General features: G+C 43.3%; 16 protein-coding genes and 2 pseudogenes. 12 read left to right on the plus strand and 6 right to left on the minus strand.

The window, feature by feature from the left end:
• The first annotated feature begins 115 nt into the window (after window positions 1-115).
• The gene (locus tag AC4CVD_RS00840; RefSeq protein WP_070074431.1) at window positions 116-823 is read left to right on the plus strand and encodes a hypothetical protein; all 708 of its coding nucleotides are present in this window, start codon (window positions 116-118) and stop codon (window positions 821-823) included.
• A gap of 112 nt (window positions 824-935) precedes the next feature.
• Here AC4CVD_RS00840 and AC4CVD_RS00845 read toward each other — a convergent pair.
• Window positions 936-1,700: pseudogene (locus AC4CVD_RS00845) on the minus strand (YifB family Mg chelatase-like AAA ATPase); the annotation flags it as partial.
• A gap of 44 nt (window positions 1,701-1,744) precedes the next feature.
• Between AC4CVD_RS00845 and AC4CVD_RS00850 the strand changes: the two are divergent.
• Both AC4CVD_RS00850 and AC4CVD_RS00855 read left to right on the plus strand, forming a co-directional pair.
• Window positions 1,745-2,359, plus strand: coding sequence for an IS607 family transposase (locus AC4CVD_RS00850; protein WP_005402019.1), 615 nt, complete (start codon window positions 1,745-1,747; stop codon window positions 2,357-2,359).
• Entirely contained in the window at window positions 2,356-3,510 is a 1,155-nt protein-coding gene (locus tag AC4CVD_RS00855; protein WP_005402020.1) for an RNA-guided endonuclease InsQ/TnpB family protein, read from the plus strand. Before AC4CVD_RS00850 ends, AC4CVD_RS00855 begins: the two co-directional genes overlap by 4 nt.
• Before the next feature lie 139 nt (window positions 3,511-3,649).
• Here the strand turns inward: AC4CVD_RS00855 and AC4CVD_RS00860 are convergent.
• Both AC4CVD_RS00860 and AC4CVD_RS00865 read right to left on the minus strand, forming a co-directional pair.
• A pseudogene (locus tag AC4CVD_RS00860) lies at window positions 3,650-3,739 on the minus strand (hypothetical protein); the annotation flags it as partial.
• 65 nt (window positions 3,740-3,804) lie between these two features.
• On the minus strand, window positions 3,805-4,032 hold the full coding sequence (locus AC4CVD_RS00865; RefSeq protein ID WP_004692854.1) for an accessory factor UbiK family protein: 228 nt from the start codon (window positions 4,030-4,032) through the stop codon (window positions 3,805-3,807).
• Window positions 4,033-4,307: 275 nt separating this feature from the next.
• On the opposite strand from AC4CVD_RS00865, the gene glnK reads away from it, so the two are divergent.
• From glnK to AC4CVD_RS00900, 7 genes are all read left to right on the plus strand, one after another.
• Window positions 4,308-4,646 (plus strand): P-II family nitrogen regulator, encoded by a 339-nt coding sequence (gene glnK, locus AC4CVD_RS00870; RefSeq protein ID WP_004281042.1) that lies wholly within the window; start codon window positions 4,308-4,310, stop codon window positions 4,644-4,646.
• 59 nt (window positions 4,647-4,705) lie between these two features.
• Entirely contained in the window at window positions 4,706-6,100 is a 1,395-nt protein-coding gene (locus tag AC4CVD_RS00875; protein ID WP_058868720.1) for an ammonium transporter, read from the plus strand.
• A gap of 151 nt (window positions 6,101-6,251) precedes the next feature.
• Window positions 6,252-6,710, plus strand: a complete 459-nt coding sequence (gene nrdR / locus AC4CVD_RS00880) for a transcriptional regulator NrdR (protein WP_004692852.1) — start codon at window positions 6,252-6,254, stop codon at window positions 6,708-6,710.
• Window positions 6,711-6,724: 14 nt separating this feature from the next.
• Complete coding sequence (ribD, locus tag AC4CVD_RS00885; protein ID WP_419380955.1) at window positions 6,725-7,828, plus strand: bifunctional diaminohydroxyphosphoribosylaminopyrimidine deaminase/5-amino-6-(5-phosphoribosylamino)uracil reductase RibD; 1,104 nt, start codon at window positions 6,725-6,727, stop codon at window positions 7,826-7,828.
• Entirely contained in the window at window positions 7,825-9,123 is a 1,299-nt protein-coding gene (locus tag AC4CVD_RS00890) for a DNA adenine methylase (RefSeq protein WP_004692850.1), read from the plus strand. Before ribD ends, AC4CVD_RS00890 begins: the two co-directional genes overlap by 4 nt.
• A gap of 23 nt (window positions 9,124-9,146) precedes the next feature.
• Entirely contained in the window at window positions 9,147-9,806 is a 660-nt protein-coding gene (locus AC4CVD_RS00895) for a riboflavin synthase (RefSeq protein WP_004978564.1), read from the plus strand.
• 145 nt (window positions 9,807-9,951) lie between these two features.
• Entirely contained in the window at window positions 9,952-10,500 is a 549-nt protein-coding gene (locus AC4CVD_RS00900) for a VTT domain-containing protein (protein ID WP_004692848.1), read from the plus strand.
• An 85-nt stretch (window positions 10,501-10,585) separates the two neighbouring features.
• Here the strand turns inward: AC4CVD_RS00900 and blhA are convergent, their stop codons facing one another.
• Genes blhA through AC4CVD_RS00915 form a run of 3 tightly spaced genes read right to left on the minus strand, consistent with a single transcriptional unit; the run spans window position 10,586 to window position 13,101 of the window.
• Window positions 10,586-11,221, minus strand: coding sequence for a cell division protein BlhA (blhA, locus tag AC4CVD_RS00905; protein ID WP_004978568.1), 636 nt, complete (start codon window positions 11,219-11,221; stop codon window positions 10,586-10,588).
• Window positions 11,222-11,252: 31 nt separating this feature from the next.
• Window positions 11,253-11,660: a DNA polymerase III subunit chi gene (locus AC4CVD_RS00910; protein ID WP_078425943.1), complete on the minus strand. Its 408-nt coding sequence runs from the start codon at window positions 11,658-11,660 to the stop codon at window positions 11,253-11,255.
• A complete protein-coding gene (locus AC4CVD_RS00915) occupies window positions 11,653-13,101 on the minus strand; it encodes a leucyl aminopeptidase (protein WP_490751723.1) in 1,449 nt (482 codons plus the stop codon). The genes AC4CVD_RS00910 and AC4CVD_RS00915 overlap by 8 nt, the downstream gene beginning before the upstream one ends.
• A 158-nt stretch (window positions 13,102-13,259) precedes the next feature.
• Between AC4CVD_RS00915 and lptF the strand changes: the two genes are divergently transcribed.
• Together lptF and lptG are read left to right on the plus strand one after the other, a co-directional pair.
• Window positions 13,260-14,360, plus strand: coding sequence for an LPS export ABC transporter permease LptF (lptF, locus tag AC4CVD_RS00920; protein ID WP_490751725.1), 1,101 nt, complete (start codon window positions 13,260-13,262; stop codon window positions 14,358-14,360).
• Between the two features lie 2 nt (window positions 14,361-14,362).
• Window positions 14,363-15,433: an LPS export ABC transporter permease LptG gene (lptG, locus tag AC4CVD_RS00925; protein WP_004692843.1), complete on the plus strand. Its 1,071-nt coding sequence runs from the start codon at window positions 14,363-14,365 to the stop codon at window positions 15,431-15,433.
• Window positions 15,434-15,532: the final 99 nt, after the last annotated feature.

A 15,532-nucleotide genomic window follows, 5' to 3' on the forward strand; every position in this document is an offset into this window, starting at 1 on the left:
TATTAAATATTTGACCATTTGGAGGGAATTCTAAAGTGATTTATTCTTGCTAAAATTAGGTTTAAGGACGATTGCCTCCTTTTCTCCCAGAGTGTAATTAAATAAAGGATTTAAAATGAAGATGAACTTGAATAAGGATGGAAAAAAACGTATTCACTTTATAATCAGAGAGCTTGATAAGACTCAGAATGAAGTAAATAAAATTTCAGCTTCAGTTCAGATAGACGAGGATGATCAATATCAGCGTATTAATAGAGCATATTTTCAGTTGTTCCAAACACATTATCTTTCCTTTAAATTACTTATGAAAGAAGATCATTTTTCCTCCGCTGTCGTCGTAGCTCGTACGATGCTAGAAATATATGTTAGGTGTTTTTATTTAGAGTTTATAGAACAGCCTAAAGGGACAGATGTTGAAACGTTAATTACTCAACCAAAAGACTTTGCTAGTTTTTTTCAGATGAGTACAGCTTTAGATAATTTTGAAGACCCAGACAATGGAGATTTTCATAAACACTTCAAGCAATTCACAAAGCAAGGTAAAGCTTTGTACGAGAAGTATTCAACTTTCACACATGGTCGTGGTGAGCTACTGAATGTGCTATTTAAAGGTAAACAACCTGTCTGTGCCTATGAGGATATTGAAAGTATATTGCTGACCCTTAATGGCATGTTACAGGTGTTTGCAATGCAATTTCTACATATGAATGCTAATGAAGCATTGAAAAAAAGATTGCTTGATAGAGTGCTTAAAACTGAAGAAACTTTTCTTAATCATGGTATAGGCCAACCAGACTATTATTCTAATTTAACCTCTTGGTGAACTAAATAGGAAATGAGAGAACAACAGTGCAAAACTGTTTTTCTCTCAATATATTATCGCTTCCATTTTCTAAGTCGCATAGTTGTTTGGAATGTCGCATAGTTGTTTGTAAATGACAGCCACCGCCAACCAGTGCGATCGCAGACGCTGTATGGTGTGGTGCGCGAAATGGCCGCTGGCCAAAATGATGGCTAGCACCTGAAATAGAATAGATACTCGCAACTTCTAAATTTTCTTGCGTATTGAGTGGAGGTAAGATGCTGGCCAAACGTGAAGCCAAAAGCGTTTTGCCTGTGCCTGGTGGGCCACGAAACAGGATAGAGTGACCACCCGCTGCCGCTATTTCTAATGCACGTCGTGGACGGAGTTGTCCTTTTACATCACTTAAATCTAAACCAGAGTGATACTGTGGATGCATATTCGATGTTTGATGTGCTGATAAAGGTAAAGCTTGGTTTAAATGATCACAAACTTGTTTTAAATGCTGTGCGGGAAAGACTTGGAAATCTGGTAGTTGAGAGGCTTCTTGCGCATTGGCCTCAGGTAAAATCAGTTGATGGCCAGCTTGCTGGCAGGCAATCGCAATACTTAAAGTACCTGAAATTGGTCGCAGTTGCCCATCAAGTGCCAACTCACCTATAAATTCAAAATTTTCAGTTCCTTGTTCGGGGAGCTGACCAGAGGCAATTAAAATACCCAGTGCAATAGGCAAATCCAACCGTGAACTGTCTTTGGGCAGGTCTGCGGGTGCAAGGTTAATGGTGAGGCGTTTAGTCGGAAACTGAAAGCCACTATTGATAATGGCGGAGCGCACCCGATCTTTGCTTTCCCGAACGGCTGCTTCAGGAAGCCCCACAATGGTTAAAGAGGGTTTGTAACTGCTAATTGAAATCTACTTATTTCTATACTATTATATACAACATGAGTAAATATGTAAGCATTAGCGTTGCAGCTAAAACATTAGGTGTTTCCATTCAAACATTAAGGCGTTGGGATGAAGAAGGCACTTTGGTTGCAGATCGAACCCCTAAAAATCATAGACGATATGATCTGAGTAAGATCACGCCTGAGCAAATACACAAGCCCGATAGTCAACTTCAAAGGAAAACCATTGCATACGCAAGGGTATCGAGTCATGACCAAAAAGAAGATTTAATTCGACAGCAACAAGTTCTTGAAATGTACTGTGCAAATCAAGGTTGGACGTTTGAATTAATCTCCGATCTTGGTTCGGGTATGAACTATAGAAAAAAAGGCTTAAATAAGCTGCTAGAAGCAATCATGAATGATGAAATCGGACGTTTGGTTTTAACGCATAAAGATCGCTTATTGCGGTTTGGTGCTGAGTTGGTTTTTGCCTTATGTGAAGCTAAAAGCGTGGAGATCGTCATTCTTAATAAGGGTGAAAATTTGTCTTTTGAGGAAGAACTTGCTCAAGATGTTTTGGAAATCATTACAGTGTTTTCGGCAAGATTATATGGTAGTCGTAGTAAGAAAAACCAAAAGTTAATACAGGCAGTCAAAGACGCACTATGAGCCGATTCATACGAGGGCATGTAATCCAATTACTGCCAAATAATAAGCAAGCAAGTCATTTCGCTCAAGCGAGTGGTGTTGCTCGTTTGTCGTATAATTGGGCTTTAAAAGAATGGCAACGTCAATATAAAGCAGATAAGGAATATAGAGATCAGTGTGACTATTATGGCGTTCAGGTGGATAAAAAACTTCTAAATAAACCATCCGAAGCTAAAATAAGAAAGCACTTAAACTCGTTCAAGCGTGAGAAATACCCTTTCATGCTTAAAGTGACCAAATGTGCGCCACAACTTGCGATTAAGCAATTGGGTAGTTCATTTGATCGTTTTTTTAATGGTCAATCCAAATATCCAAAGCCTAGAAAAAAAGGCGTAGATGATCGCTTCTCATTATCAAATGACCAATTCAGCATTAAAGATAGAAAAATTAGTATCCCAAACTTGGGTTGGGTAAAAATGACTGAGGATTTGCGTTATCAAGGAAAAATATTATCAGCGAAAATATTTAAACAGGGTGGTAAGTGGTTTGCTTCGATTGCTGTTGAATTAAATCAGCCTGAGAAACTTCACCCCAAAACAGGTTTATCTGTTGGTATTGATTTAGGTGTTTCCAGTCTTGCCACTTTATCTAATGGCGAGGTTGTTCCATCAAGTGCGCCACTAAAGAAACAGCTTGCCAAGTTAAGACGACTTGCTAAGTCTTTTAGCCGTAAAAAGAAAGGTAGTCAAAACAGAGAAAAAGCGAAAACCAAGCTCTCTCGTTTGCACTACAAAATATCATGCTTGAGAAAAAACAATCTTCATCAAGTCACATCTGATTTAGTTAAGCGATTCGATCTGATTGCGATTGAGGATTTAAATGTGAAAGGTATGGTACAAAACCGTAAGCTCTCAAGAGCCATATCGGATATGGGCTTTTATGAGTTCAAGCGACAGTTGATTTACAAGGCTAAACAGCATGGCAAATCAATACTTTCTGTTGGACGATTCTTTCCAAGCAGCAAGATGTGTTCGAATTGTGGTGAATTAAACCAAAACCTGACACTTGCAATGCGTGAGTGGCGATGTTCATGTAACACCCTGCATCACAGGGATATTAATGCTGCCATCAATATTCTAAAACATGCAGATAAAGAATTGGTGGCTACATAAGCCACCAATGGCGGTGAGTTACACCGTGACAGCCTATGGAATTGAGGTAATCCCAAGCGCAATAGCAATTGGTTCTTGATGATGAAGTAGGAATTAAACATTAAACCCACGTAAGTAGGTTTAAGTAGGTTTTAAATAACGGTAGTCCTTGGCTCAGATGAACTTCAACTTCAACCGAAGGTGCGTGTAAACCGAGCAAAGCTCGAGTGTAAATTTTGGCAAAAGACATCTTTTGTTCCATTATAGTGCATTATTTTAATTCGTTATGCGTCTTTTATTGCACCAAACAGGTGCTCATTTTTTGTTCTGGATGCGTAACTCTAAAGCTTCCACTTGTTTCAATAAGTCATTTAAACGCAAATTGGCATTATTCAGTGCAGTACGTTGACGTTCAATTTCATCTTTGGAAACCAAATCCATCTTGGTGACTGCTTCATTGAGCAGTGCGCGTAAATTATGTTCTAAGTCTTGTTTAGGTTGTTCGACTTGTTCCAGTATGGCTTGTAATAAAGTTTCAATCATTTCTATATCCAACAGTTGGAGACGTGACAGCAGTGTACCATTGCTGCTTCTGACTCTATAGCCTTTCAGATGAAATATGATTTCATCGATTGTAAAAAAATCATAAATCTTCGACTAAAAAACCTGAATTTTGAAGCTCAAAACGCATTTAAATGTATAGAATAGGGTATAAAGAAAACTCATGTCAGACTTTCTTTTCCCCCCAACCTAAGAATTTTTGGCATGAAATTTGAACATAAAACCTTACTGGTGAAATAAGCCGAAGGAAAACAAACATGAAGCTCGTAACTGCAATTGTAAAACCGTTTAAATTGGATGATGTGCGTGAAGCACTGTCTGAAATTGGTGTTCAAGGGATCACGGTAACTGAAGTCAAAGGCTTTGGTCGTCAAAAAGGTCATACTGAACTTTATCGTGGCGCTGAATATGTTGTTGATTTCTTACCAAAAGTAAAAATCGAAATCGCGATCAGTGATGAAATGGTCGACGCGGTGATTGAGTCAATCACACGTGTGGCTAGTACCGGAAAAATTGGCGACGGTAAAATTTTCGTCACAAATTTAGAGCAAGTCATCCGTATCCGTACAGGTGAAACAGGTGCCGATGCCGTTTAATTTGGCATGAAGTTTGCTGAGTAACACATAACTCGCACAAATTAGGTTGGGGGATACGAATGAAAAAGATGCTATTCGCGCTGAGCTTATCTGGCGCACTTTTAGGTGGTTCTGTTGCTTGGGCTGAAGAAGCAGCAACAGCGCCAACGCCATCAGAACAAGTCACAGTGGTTGAAACAACGGATGTGGCTGCTCCAGCGGTTGAAGCCGTTGCTGCTCCAGTAGAAGCACCCGCACCTGCAGAAGAAGAACCAACATTAGATACAGGTGATACGGCGTGGATTTTAGTCTCCACAGCACTGGTTTTATTAATGACCATTCCAGGTTTAGCGTTATTCTACGGCGGTATGGTTCGTAAGAAAAACGTCTTAAGTACTATGGCACATAGCTTTGTTGCTGCAGCAGTGGTAAGTATTGCATGGGTCATCATTGGTTATACATTGGCCTTTGGTGAGGGCAATGCCTTTATTGGTGGCTTAGATAAGTTCATGCTGACTGGGATTACCACAGATGCACTCACAGGGACGATTCCTGAAGTTCTATTCGTTATTTTCCAAATGACCTTTGCCATCATTACCGTTGCCATTATTAGTGGTTCAATTGCAGAACGGATGAAATTCGGCGCATTTATCGCTTTCATCTCGATTTGGGTAGTCGTGGTCTATGCACCAATTACTCACTGGGTATGGGGCGGTGGTTGGTTAGCAAATGATGGCGCACTCGACTTTGCCGGCGGTACCGTTGTACACATCAACTCAGGTGTGGCAGGTTTGGTTGCTGCATATATGCTTGGTAAACGTATGGGCTTAGGTCGTGAATCAATGGCTCCACACAACTTGGCATTAACCGTTGTGGGTGCAAGCCTACTGTGGGTAGGCTGGTTTGGTTTCAACGGGGGTTCTGCATTGGGCGCAAACGGCTCAGCAGGTTATGCATTGCTTGTGACTCAAGTAGCAGCAGCAGCAGCGGCAATCTCTTGGTTAATTACTGAAAAAGTTGCACGTGGTAAAGGTTCAGTACTCGGTGCTGCATCTGGTGCGGTTGCTGGTCTTGTAGTGATTACACCAGCAGCAGGGTTTGTGACTGTCGGCGGTGCACTGGCGATGGGTTTAATCGGTGGTGTGGTGTGCTTCTGGGGTATCAGTGCCTTGAAACGTGCTTTAAAAGCCGATGACTCTTTAGATGCGTTTGGTTTACACGGTGTGGGTGGTATTGTCGGTGCAATCTTAACAGCATTCTTTGCCAGCGACTTCATCATGGGCGACAAAGCACCAAGTGATGTGATGCATCAACTTTGGGTTCAAGTTGAAGGGGTATTGGCAACGATCGCATACTCAGCAGTATTAACCTTCATTATCTTAAAAGTGATTGATCTAGTGATTGGAATTCGCGTTGAATCTGATGATGAACGTATGGGCCTAGACTTGAGCCAACATGGCGAACGCGTGGACTAATCAATAGAATAATAAATAAACAGTATAATCAATATATTGTGTGAAACAGCCCGAAAGGGCTGTTTTTTTTCTATATCTAGCGTAAAACTCTACAAAACACCGAATTTTTGCTACACTCTAAAACCATTCAAATTTGTTCAATTTAACCACTATGCATTGTCCATTTTGCAACGCTGAAGACAGTAAAGTGATCGACTCACGTTTGGCCGCTGAAGGTTGTCAAATTCGTCGTCGTCGTGAATGTATTAGTTGTGGTGAACGATTCACAACCTTTGAAAGTTATGAAGTGGTCATGCCTCGTGTGATCAAGTCGGATGGCAAAAGTGAACCTTTTGATGAAGCAAAATTGCGTCGTTCCTTGATGCATGCTTTACAAAAACGTCCCGTGACACAAGAGCAAATTGAAACCGTCTTAAGCGATATTCAGCTGCAAATCCGCCGTTTAGGTGAGCGTGATGTGAAATCACGCACCATTGGTGAAATTGTCATGCAATCTTTATTTTCGTTGGATCATGTTGCGTATGTGCGTTTTGCATCGGTCTATCAAGACTTTCAAGATGTCGATGCCTTTCGTCACCAAATTGAACAAATGCAACAACGTGAACATTAAGCGAGTTGGCATCCATGTCTGAATTACAGTCTAGTGCTTTACAAGCTGACCAAGCTTGGATGAAACAAGCGATTGCTTTAGCACTGCAAGGTCAATACAGCACCAAGCCAAATCCAAATGTAGGCTGTGTCATTGTCAAAGATGGGCAGTTGCTGGGGACGGGTTACCATCCTAAAGCAGGTCAACCCCATGCAGAAGTTTTTGCCATGCGTGCAGCGGGTGAACAGACTCAAGGCGCAACGGCTTATGTCACTTTAGAACCGTGTGCACATTATGGGCGTACACCGCCGTGTGCCAAAGGGTTGGTCGAGGCAGGTGTGGCGCGTGTTGTGATTGCCTGTCCAGATCCTAACCCCTTGGTGGCCGGTAAAGGGGTACAAATTTTAAAAGAAGCAGGCATTGAGGTCGATGTCGGTATTTGTCAAACCGAAGCACATCAGTTGAATGCTGGCTTTTTAAAAGCCATGGCTACTGGCATGCCTTATGTACGTTTAAAAGTTGCCTCTAGTTTAGATGGTCGAACGGCGATGGCTTCGGGTGAGTCAAAATGGATTACAGGCCCAGCGGCACGTTTAGATGTTCAGCATTTTCGTGCCATTTCTGGTGTCGTGATCACGGGCATTGAAACCATACTGGCCGATGATCCTCAGCTCAATGTTAGACAGCTTCAGGGTGTTGCGGATCTGACAATGGTTGTACAACCGAAACGTCTGGTGTTAGACCGTCAAGGACGCTTGCCGCTGACGGCCCAAATTTTACAGCAGCCGGATACCGTGATGGTGATGGGGCCTTATAGGCAAGCATTGGCTGATTTAGGCGTGCTACAGTTTGCTGTACAGCCTTTAGATCAGTTATTAAAGCAGTTGGTTCAATCGCATCAGATTTACGATGTCATGGTTGAAGCAGGTGCAACGTTATCGACGGCTTTTTTACAAGAGAAGTTGGTCGATGAAATGATTAGTTATGTAGCACCGACCTTATTGGGTCAGTCTGCACGTGCAATGTTCAATGCTGAGTTTTCTCAGATGGCAGAGCAACTCCGCTTTAAGCTTATGGATGTCACACAATTGGGTGATGATGTGCGCTTAACGCTTACCCCTTCTCAAGAGTCATTATGAGTTCAGAGTCTACGGTTTATCATAAACGTCGTCACGCGGCACGTACCACCGATGAATATCTATTTCATCAACTTGTTCCTTATTTGGGGAATAAGCGCCGTCTGTTGCATCTGATTTTAGAGGCACTCGAGAGTACAGGGACTTTAAACCGTGCAGATGGTCGTGCGCCTATTTTTGCTGACTTCTTTGCAGGTTCGGGCGTGGTCTCGCGTTTGGCGCGTCAAAATGGTTATCGCGTGATTGCCAATGACTGGGAGCCGTATAGCCATGCGCTGAACCATGCCATTTTGGCTTGTACCGAAGCGCCTGCATTTAAAGAGTTGGGTGGTTATCAAAAAGCCATTGATTATTTAAACCGCTTGCCTGAAGTTAAGGGCTGGGTGACGCATAATCTGTGTCCGCGAAATGATGAGATCTATGATCCAAGCCGAGATCGTTTGTTCTTCAAACGTCGCAACGGCATGCGCATCGATGCGATTCGTCAGCAAATTGCCACATGGCAGGCACAAGGGGCAATCGATGATGTAGAGATGTCTGCTTTACTGGCACCTTTACTTTATTCAGCCAGTTTTGTCAGCAATACTTCCGGCGTCTTTAAAAGTTTCCACCACGGTTGGGGCGGTAAAACCCAAACAGCGCTAGAGCGGATTGAATCCTTGTTGTGGTTAACTCCAAGTCGTTTTAGTGAAGTGGGTGATAATAAGCAAAAGAATCCGATGGCTGAAATGTGGTGTGTCGATGCACAGCATTTGGCAAATCAAATGAGCAGTTTTGAGGTCGATGTAGCTTATCTAGATCCACCCTATAACCAACATGCCTACAGCAGTAACTATCATGTTTTAAATGCTTTAACACTATGGGATCAGGTGGATTTGCCGACACCAGACACCAAAGGCTTTAAAAGCGGAATTGACCGTGCGTGGCGCAAAGAGCGTCCGAGCCCTTATAACTCGTCAAAGTATGCTAAAGAAGCATACGAGAAATTACTGTCCACCATCAATGCACGTTACATTCTGACCAGTTATTCAACCGATGGTAATATTGAAGCGGGGGACTTGCTCAAAGCCAATTTGGAGCGAGGTCGCGTGACTTTATTAACGCAGGATGTACCGCGTTATCGCGTGAGTAAACAGCGTCAGTCTGAGCGTGCGCGTGTGTTAGAGTTTATTGTGATCACTGATACCCATGCCAAGTCAGGTCCGCCAATTCGTCAGCTACTGGGACAGTTGTACCATTATGCCGAATTGGGTGGAGTCGATACATCTGGGGTCACGACACAGTTGGCGCTGTGGTAAAAATATAGAGGTAGAAATCAGAAATGTTTACAGGGATCATCGAAAGTCTAGGCACGGTTGAAAGCGTACAAAATGTCGGTGGCGATGTGCGGTTACGCATTGGTACGGATCTTGATATGTCAGATGTACATTTGGGTGACTCGATTGCCACCAATGGCATTTGCCTCACAGTGATTGACTGGGGTGAGCACTGGTATGCTGCCGATGTCTCACGTGAAAGTTTGAACCGAACCACACTGACCCACTGGAAAGTTGGCCAACGTGTAAATGTGGAAAAGGCGATGTTGCCCACTACACGTTTTGGTGGACACATTGTGTCAGGTCATGTCGATGCTGTGGGTGAAATCACCGTTGTGCGTGAAGATGCACGCTCGCTTTATTTTGAAGTGACTGCGCCAGCCGAGATTGCACGTTACTTGGCAGAAAAAGGCTCGATCACGGTCGATGGGATCAGTTTAACCATTAATCATTTGCGTGGGCGTATTTTAAGCCTCAATTTAATTCCGCATACGGCTGAACGAACCAACATTGGAACGTGGAAGGCAGGGAGTCAAGTGAACCTTGAAGTGGATGTGTTAGCACGCTACATTGAACGTCTGATGATGGGTGACAAAGCTGCGGAAACTACCCCACAATCTAAAATTAGTTTAGACTTTTTGGCACAAAATGGTTTCTTGAAATAGAAAAATCGTTTAGATTGCAGCAAGAATAGACAAAAGATGAGCTCCCTATTTGCCCAAAATGAGGGAGTTTTTCTTTTGAAATGAATAGGTAAGCAATTGAGTATGATGAAAGATAGTACGCAGTTCATTGCACGGATAGGTGACAATGATTGATTTTTTTCTCCATCTAGAACAATTATTGCCCGTACTGCTTGCAGAATACGGCCTTTGGATTTATGCGATTCTTTTTCTGATTATTTTTGCAGAAACGGGCTTCGTTTTTATGTTCTTTTTGCCGGGTGACAGTTTACTGATTGCCATTGGTGCCTTATGTTCCAGCTCGGATTTAATCCATATCCACACCATGGGTATTTTGATGATGATTGCTGCGGTATTGGGTTATATCGTCAATTATTATACCGGTCAGAAGCTGGGCTTTAAATTTGCCCATCAGCATTCACGTTGGCTGAAACCCGAATATATGATGAAGACCAATCAATATTTCTTAAAGCATGGCGGTAAAACCATTTTAGTGGCACGTTTTATTCCTTTTGTGCGTTCTTTCGCGCCTTTTGCTGCGGGCGCAGGGCATATGAGCTTGGCGACTTTTATGTGGTACAACGTGACCGGTGGTCTGATTTGGATTGGTAGTTTGTTGGCGATTGGTTATGGTGTGGGCAATACCTTATCATTTATGGTTGATGTGTTGGTTTGAGATCGAAACAGACTACATCAGCCGAGCAAAACAAGGGTGCATAAAAAAACTCACCGCAGTGAGTCTGAGTGGAAACCAAGGCCTGTTAGGCAGAGTTGGATACCACTTCATCAGAAAAGTCTGAATTTTTCAAAATATAGTCAATTTCTTCTTGAGCCGCGGCTTGTAGCTTACTGCGATAGCTGGCTACAGACTCTTCAATTAAGGTTTCCGCTTCAAGCTCTAAACGTAAACGGACACTTTCTAACTCCGACAAAATTTGTGAGTCATCAATACCAAATTTACCTTTGGCATAGTCCAGAGCTTGTTCAGGCGTTTTCTCATAGCGTGCAGTGTAGCTCGAAATTTCCTGATCGACACTTTGACGCATCACATTTAAAGCTTGGGTTTGCTCATTGAACTGACGGATTTCATCTTTTTTGAGGCTCTCCGCATAAGCTTCCTGTGCTGCGCGTTTGTCTGCCAGAGATTTTTCCAACGCTTGTTGTTTACGAATTCGCGCTTCTTCAATCAGCTGTGCTTTCAGATCGGCATACGCTTGTTCAATTCGTTGGGTCGAGACAGCTTGAGCGCGTTGGTCTTGTTCAATCCAACTGTGTAAACCTGTTTCAGGTTTGAGTACATCGCAGACGCGACTCAGGTCATCAATAAAGGCCTGACGAACAGCATCAGGTACATTTAACCAGCGCTGTTTAAAATCTGGACCAACATTCAATGCCACTACGCATCTCCTTATTTAGACGGGGAATCATTTAAAGCTTGAAGGTTCGAGCTTCAACCCCGAGACGTCTATATTGTTTAAATTTTTCACGACCTTGTTGTTTGGCCGATTCGTTATTTTCAATAATTTCTATAATGTGGCTAAATTTTTCGAACTGTTCAAGAGCTTGATCGTTAAAATTGAACACAATCCAATCGGATTGCTCAGGCAGTTGTGCTGAGATACAAATACGCGCATCGATTTGATCAATGCCATGCGGAATAAAGCTCGTGTCATCAAAACTCCACAAACGTTCATCTAGTTGCTGTTGTAGTTCAGTGTCGCTTGCATACAACCAGATTCGCTCTGGCTGACGCAAGATTTTTCGACATAAACGACAAGCACTTTCGACTTGTCGTTCAGGACTTTGTTCAAACAGATAAAAGCTAATATTAGCCATTAGACTGCGCACGATGAGCTAAGAATTGCATCAATAAGGGTACTGGGCGACCGGTTGCCCCTTTATTGGCACCCGAGTTCCATGCTGTACCTGCGATGTCCAAATGCGCCCAGCGGTAATCACGGGTGAAACGTTGCAAGAAGCACGCTGCAGTTACGGCACCAGCTTTAGGCTCGCCAATGTTGGCAATATCGGCAAATGGAGAGTCTAACTGTTCTTGATAGTCATCAATCACAGGCATGCGCCAGACGCGGTCAAAGCTATTTTGACCTGCTTCAGATAGTTCGGCCGCCAGTTTGTCATCTGAGGTAAACATACCCGTTAAGACTGAACCGAGTGCCACGACACAGGCGCCCGTTAAGGTTGCAATATCAATGACCAGTTCAGGGTTAAAGCGCTTCACATAGGTCAATGTATCGCACAGCACCAAACGACCTTCTGCATCGGTATTTAAAATTTCAACGGTTTGACCACTCATGGTGCTCACGATGTCACCCGGACGCGTAGCCTTACCTGATGGCATATTTTCAGCTGCAGCAATCGTACCTACGACATGAATGGCTAAACGTGATTCACACAGGGCACGGAGCGTCCCTAGAACCGATGCTGCACCACACATGTCATATTTCATTTCATCCATACCAGCACCCGGCTTCAATGAAATGCCACCTGTATCAAAGGTGATTCCTTTACCGACCAAGACCACTGGGGCTTCAGTACGTTCAGCTTGATACTCAAGGGTAATGATACGGCCTGGGCGGTCTGAACCTTTGCTCACCGCAAGGAAGGAATGCATGCCCAAATCAGCCATTTGCTGTTCATCAAGGACATTAACACGGAGTAGGTCCGGATATTGGGCTGCCAGTTCTAAGGCTTGCTCTGCCAAATATTCAGGGAAGCAGATATTGCCCGGACGGTTGCCTAAGTCACGAGCAAAGCTTTGACCTGATTGCACGGCTTCAATCAATTTAAGTTGCGCAGCATTCAGCGGCGACTCGGCGGCAATGAGGCTGATCTGTTCAAGTACGTTGTCGGCTTTTTTCGATTTGAATTCATCAAAAGCATATGCCGCTTGCGTCAAACTGAGGGCAAATAAATAATGGAGTTCAGCTGGAAGGGCTGAAAGGTCAAGGCTGATGTGTTTGAATTTTTTTTGTGAAGCTTTGATAATGGTTTGAGCAATTTTCACCAGCTTTGCTGCTTGTAATTCAGCTGCTTTACCGACACCCACCAAGGCTGCATTGGGGCTTGCTGGAATTTGACCAATGAGGCTCAAGGTTTCATTGAACGCGGCTTTAAACTGAGTTGCTTCAATTAAGTTGTTTAAATCATTAATTTGATAAGCATTTGCAAGGTGTTGCGTGTTTTCAGAATCTACTAATATCAACAAAAATTGGCTAGACGTATTCTCTGTGAATGACGTATTAATAGAGAGTTTCATAAGTTTTATTTAAGCCTTATAAAGTTTGAAAATGATTAAACCACTGAAACATTAACATGAATAGAGTTGCAAAGTGCAACAAGAGTACAGGTTTTATATTTTCACTATTCGGGTAAACTAGCGCTAGTTTTTATTCACCTATTTTTGGAAGAATTAATTTGATTATTCGGCGTTATCTGGTCAAACAAGTGGTGTCGACATCCTTGGTTGTGATCGCCTTATTGACCTTGATCATGATGGGCGGTCGTTTGATCAAGTATTTTGGCGTAGCCGCGCAGGGTCGCTTAGATGCAGGTATTTTATTTAGCATTATTGGCTATCGTTTGCCTGAATTTTTAACGCTGATTCTTCCTCTAGGCTTTTTTATTGGACTGATGCTGGTTTTTGGTCGTCTGTATGTCGATCATGAAATGGCGGTACTCAATGGCAGTGGCGTCAGTCGTAACCAATTGGGGCGACTGCTGATTCCTATGACCGTGGTGTTTCTTGCCGTTCAAGCCGTGCTGATGCTTTGGATGGCGCCGTGGGGTGTTCGTCAGTTTGAGCAGCTCACCACCAGTCAGGCGGTGCGTACCGGTTTTGATTTGGTTCGACCCAAAGAGTTTATTTCATCGGGTCCTTATACCATTTATGCGGGTGATTTATCCGAAGACCGTAAAAACCTCAAAGCCATCTTCTTCTATCAACGCGCTGAAGCAGAAGGTAAGCCTGATGTGATGATTTTGGCCAAAGAAGCCACGCGGGTTGAAATTGAAAATGATCCAGCCAATGTGGTGGATTTAGTGCAAGGTCGCCGTTATGAAATTTATCCGGGACAGCCGCGTTATAGCCAAGCCGAGTTTCAGTCTTATCGCCTACGTTTAGAAAATGATAAAGAAGCAAAGTTTGAAAGTGCCGATGTTGAAGCATTGTCCACCATGAAACTTTGGGATAATCGTAATGATCCTGTTGTGGCGAGTGAGTTGGGCTGGCGTATTTTTGTACCGTTTGCCATTGTAGTGGCGTTGCTCCTTGCTGTGGCTTTATCTGAAGTGAGTCCACGCCAAGGCCGTTACTTAAAGCTGTTCCCTGCATTGCTTATTTTTGCCAGTTTAATCGTGGCACTGATGGCCATTAAAACCCGAGTCAGTAAAGAAGAAATGGGGGTTTGGGCTTATCCAATGATCTTGGTGATCTATGCGATAACAGCGGCTTTGTTTTCGCGTAAACAAAAGCTTGCCCCGAAAATTAAGAAAACATTACAACGAGCGGGGTCTTAATCATGTTCGCACGTCGTATAGTCGCAAAACATGTGACCAAAACCACCGCGATGGCGATGCTGGGTGCTACCGCTATTTTATCGGTCTTGCAAATTCTGTTTACCTATTTGGGTGAGTTAGGCTCCCTAAAAGAAGGTTATGGCGCTTGGGATGCTTTACGTTATGTACTGTGGGGGGCGCCGCAATATCTCTATGAGATTCTACCGATTGCCGCGTTAATTGGCTCGGTACTGGGACTGGGCACTTTGGCTTCAAACAGTGAGCTGATTGTGATGCGCTCGGTGGGGGTGAGTCTCTGGCGGATTGTTGGTTGGGTGATTCGTTCGGCTTTAATTTTGGTGGTGCTGTCATTTGCTTTAAGTGAATGGGTGATTCCATATACCAATGAGCAAGCCAAAGGTGTGAAAAGCCATCGAACAGCGGCTGAGCTCGGTGAAGTACGTGGTTACTGGACACGAGAAGGACAGCGTTTTATTTATGTCGATTATGCCAATTCTCAAGGTCAGCTGAAAAATGTGCAAGTGGTCGACTTTGACAATAATGCTCGTTTAAAAGGCGTTTTAAATGCTGAGCAAGGTCAGTTTGTTCAAGATGGTCGTTGGATTTTAGAAAATACGGCCCAAGTTGATTTACTACCGACAGGTAACGCCACGGCACAAAAGGCCGCTGAAACGCCTTTGGCATTGGCACTGCAGCCGAAATATGTGCACATGGTGACGATTGACCCTGAAGACCTTTCACCGAGTCAATTGGTCAGTTTCATGAGCTATATGCATGAATACAGCCAAGTGCCTAAAACTTATCAGTTGGCTTTTTGGCAGAAAGTGGCGTCTCCATTTGCCTTGATTGCTTTGGTGTTGATTGCTTGTTCCTTTATTTTTGGCCCACTGCGCCAACAATCGATGGGCTTTCGTTTGGTCATTGCACTGTTTACAGGCTTAGGTTTCTTTTACCTACAAGACTTCTTAGGTTATGCAAGTTTGGTGTATTCGCCTTCACCCGCATGGTTTGTTTTTGTGCCGATTTTACTGATGTTTGTTGCAGGTGGTTATTTATTACAACGTGCGCGATAACTGTACGATATTGAAGAAAACAATGCGGATGATGGTGTTAAACCATCATGCCTGCATAGAGTCTTGACCGAAAATTCGGTAAGATAGAGCGATGAATTT

The sequence above is a fragment of the Acinetobacter sp. LipI_23 genome (assembly GCF_058243045.1).

What these genes read in the sequence shown, in the direction of transcription:
- lptG (WP_004692843.1), top strand. Translation starts at nt 14,363, where the DNA reads ATGTTCGCACGTCGTATAGTCGCAAAACATGTGACCAAAACCACCGCG.
- ribD (WP_419380955.1), top strand. Translation starts at nt 6,725, where the DNA reads ATGTCTGAATTACAGTCTAGTGCTTTACAAGCTGACCAAGCTTGGATG.
- glnK (WP_004281042.1), top strand. Translation starts at nt 4,308, where the DNA reads ATGAAGCTCGTAACTGCAATTGTAAAACCGTTTAAATTGGATGATGTG.
- AC4CVD_RS00890 (WP_004692850.1), top strand. Translation starts at nt 7,825, where the DNA reads ATGAGTTCAGAGTCTACGGTTTATCATAAACGTCGTCACGCGGCACGT.
- AC4CVD_RS00840 (WP_070074431.1), top strand. Translation starts at nt 116, where the DNA reads ATGAAGATGAACTTGAATAAGGATGGAAAAAAACGTATTCACTTTATA.
- AC4CVD_RS00855 (WP_005402020.1), top strand. Translation starts at nt 2,356, where the DNA reads ATGAGCCGATTCATACGAGGGCATGTAATCCAATTACTGCCAAATAAT.
- AC4CVD_RS00900 (WP_004692848.1), top strand. Translation starts at nt 9,952, where the DNA reads ATGATTGATTTTTTTCTCCATCTAGAACAATTATTGCCCGTACTGCTT.
- AC4CVD_RS00865 (WP_004692854.1), bottom strand. Translation starts at nt 4,032, where the DNA reads ATGATTGAAACTTTATTACAAGCCATACTGGAACAAGTCGAACAACCT.
- nrdR (WP_004692852.1), top strand. Translation starts at nt 6,252, where the DNA reads ATGCATTGTCCATTTTGCAACGCTGAAGACAGTAAAGTGATCGACTCA.
- AC4CVD_RS00910 (WP_078425943.1), bottom strand. Translation starts at nt 11,660, where the DNA reads ATGGCTAATATTAGCTTTTATCTGTTTGAACAAAGTCCTGAACGACAA.
- AC4CVD_RS00875 (WP_058868720.1), top strand. Translation starts at nt 4,706, where the DNA reads ATGAAAAAGATGCTATTCGCGCTGAGCTTATCTGGCGCACTTTTAGGT.
- AC4CVD_RS00895 (WP_004978564.1), top strand. Translation starts at nt 9,147, where the DNA reads ATGTTTACAGGGATCATCGAAAGTCTAGGCACGGTTGAAAGCGTACAA.
- AC4CVD_RS00915 (WP_490751723.1), bottom strand. Translation starts at nt 13,101, where the DNA reads ATGAAACTCTCTATTAATACGTCATTCACAGAGAATACGTCTAGCCAA.
- AC4CVD_RS00850 (WP_005402019.1), top strand. Translation starts at nt 1,745, where the DNA reads ATGAGTAAATATGTAAGCATTAGCGTTGCAGCTAAAACATTAGGTGTT.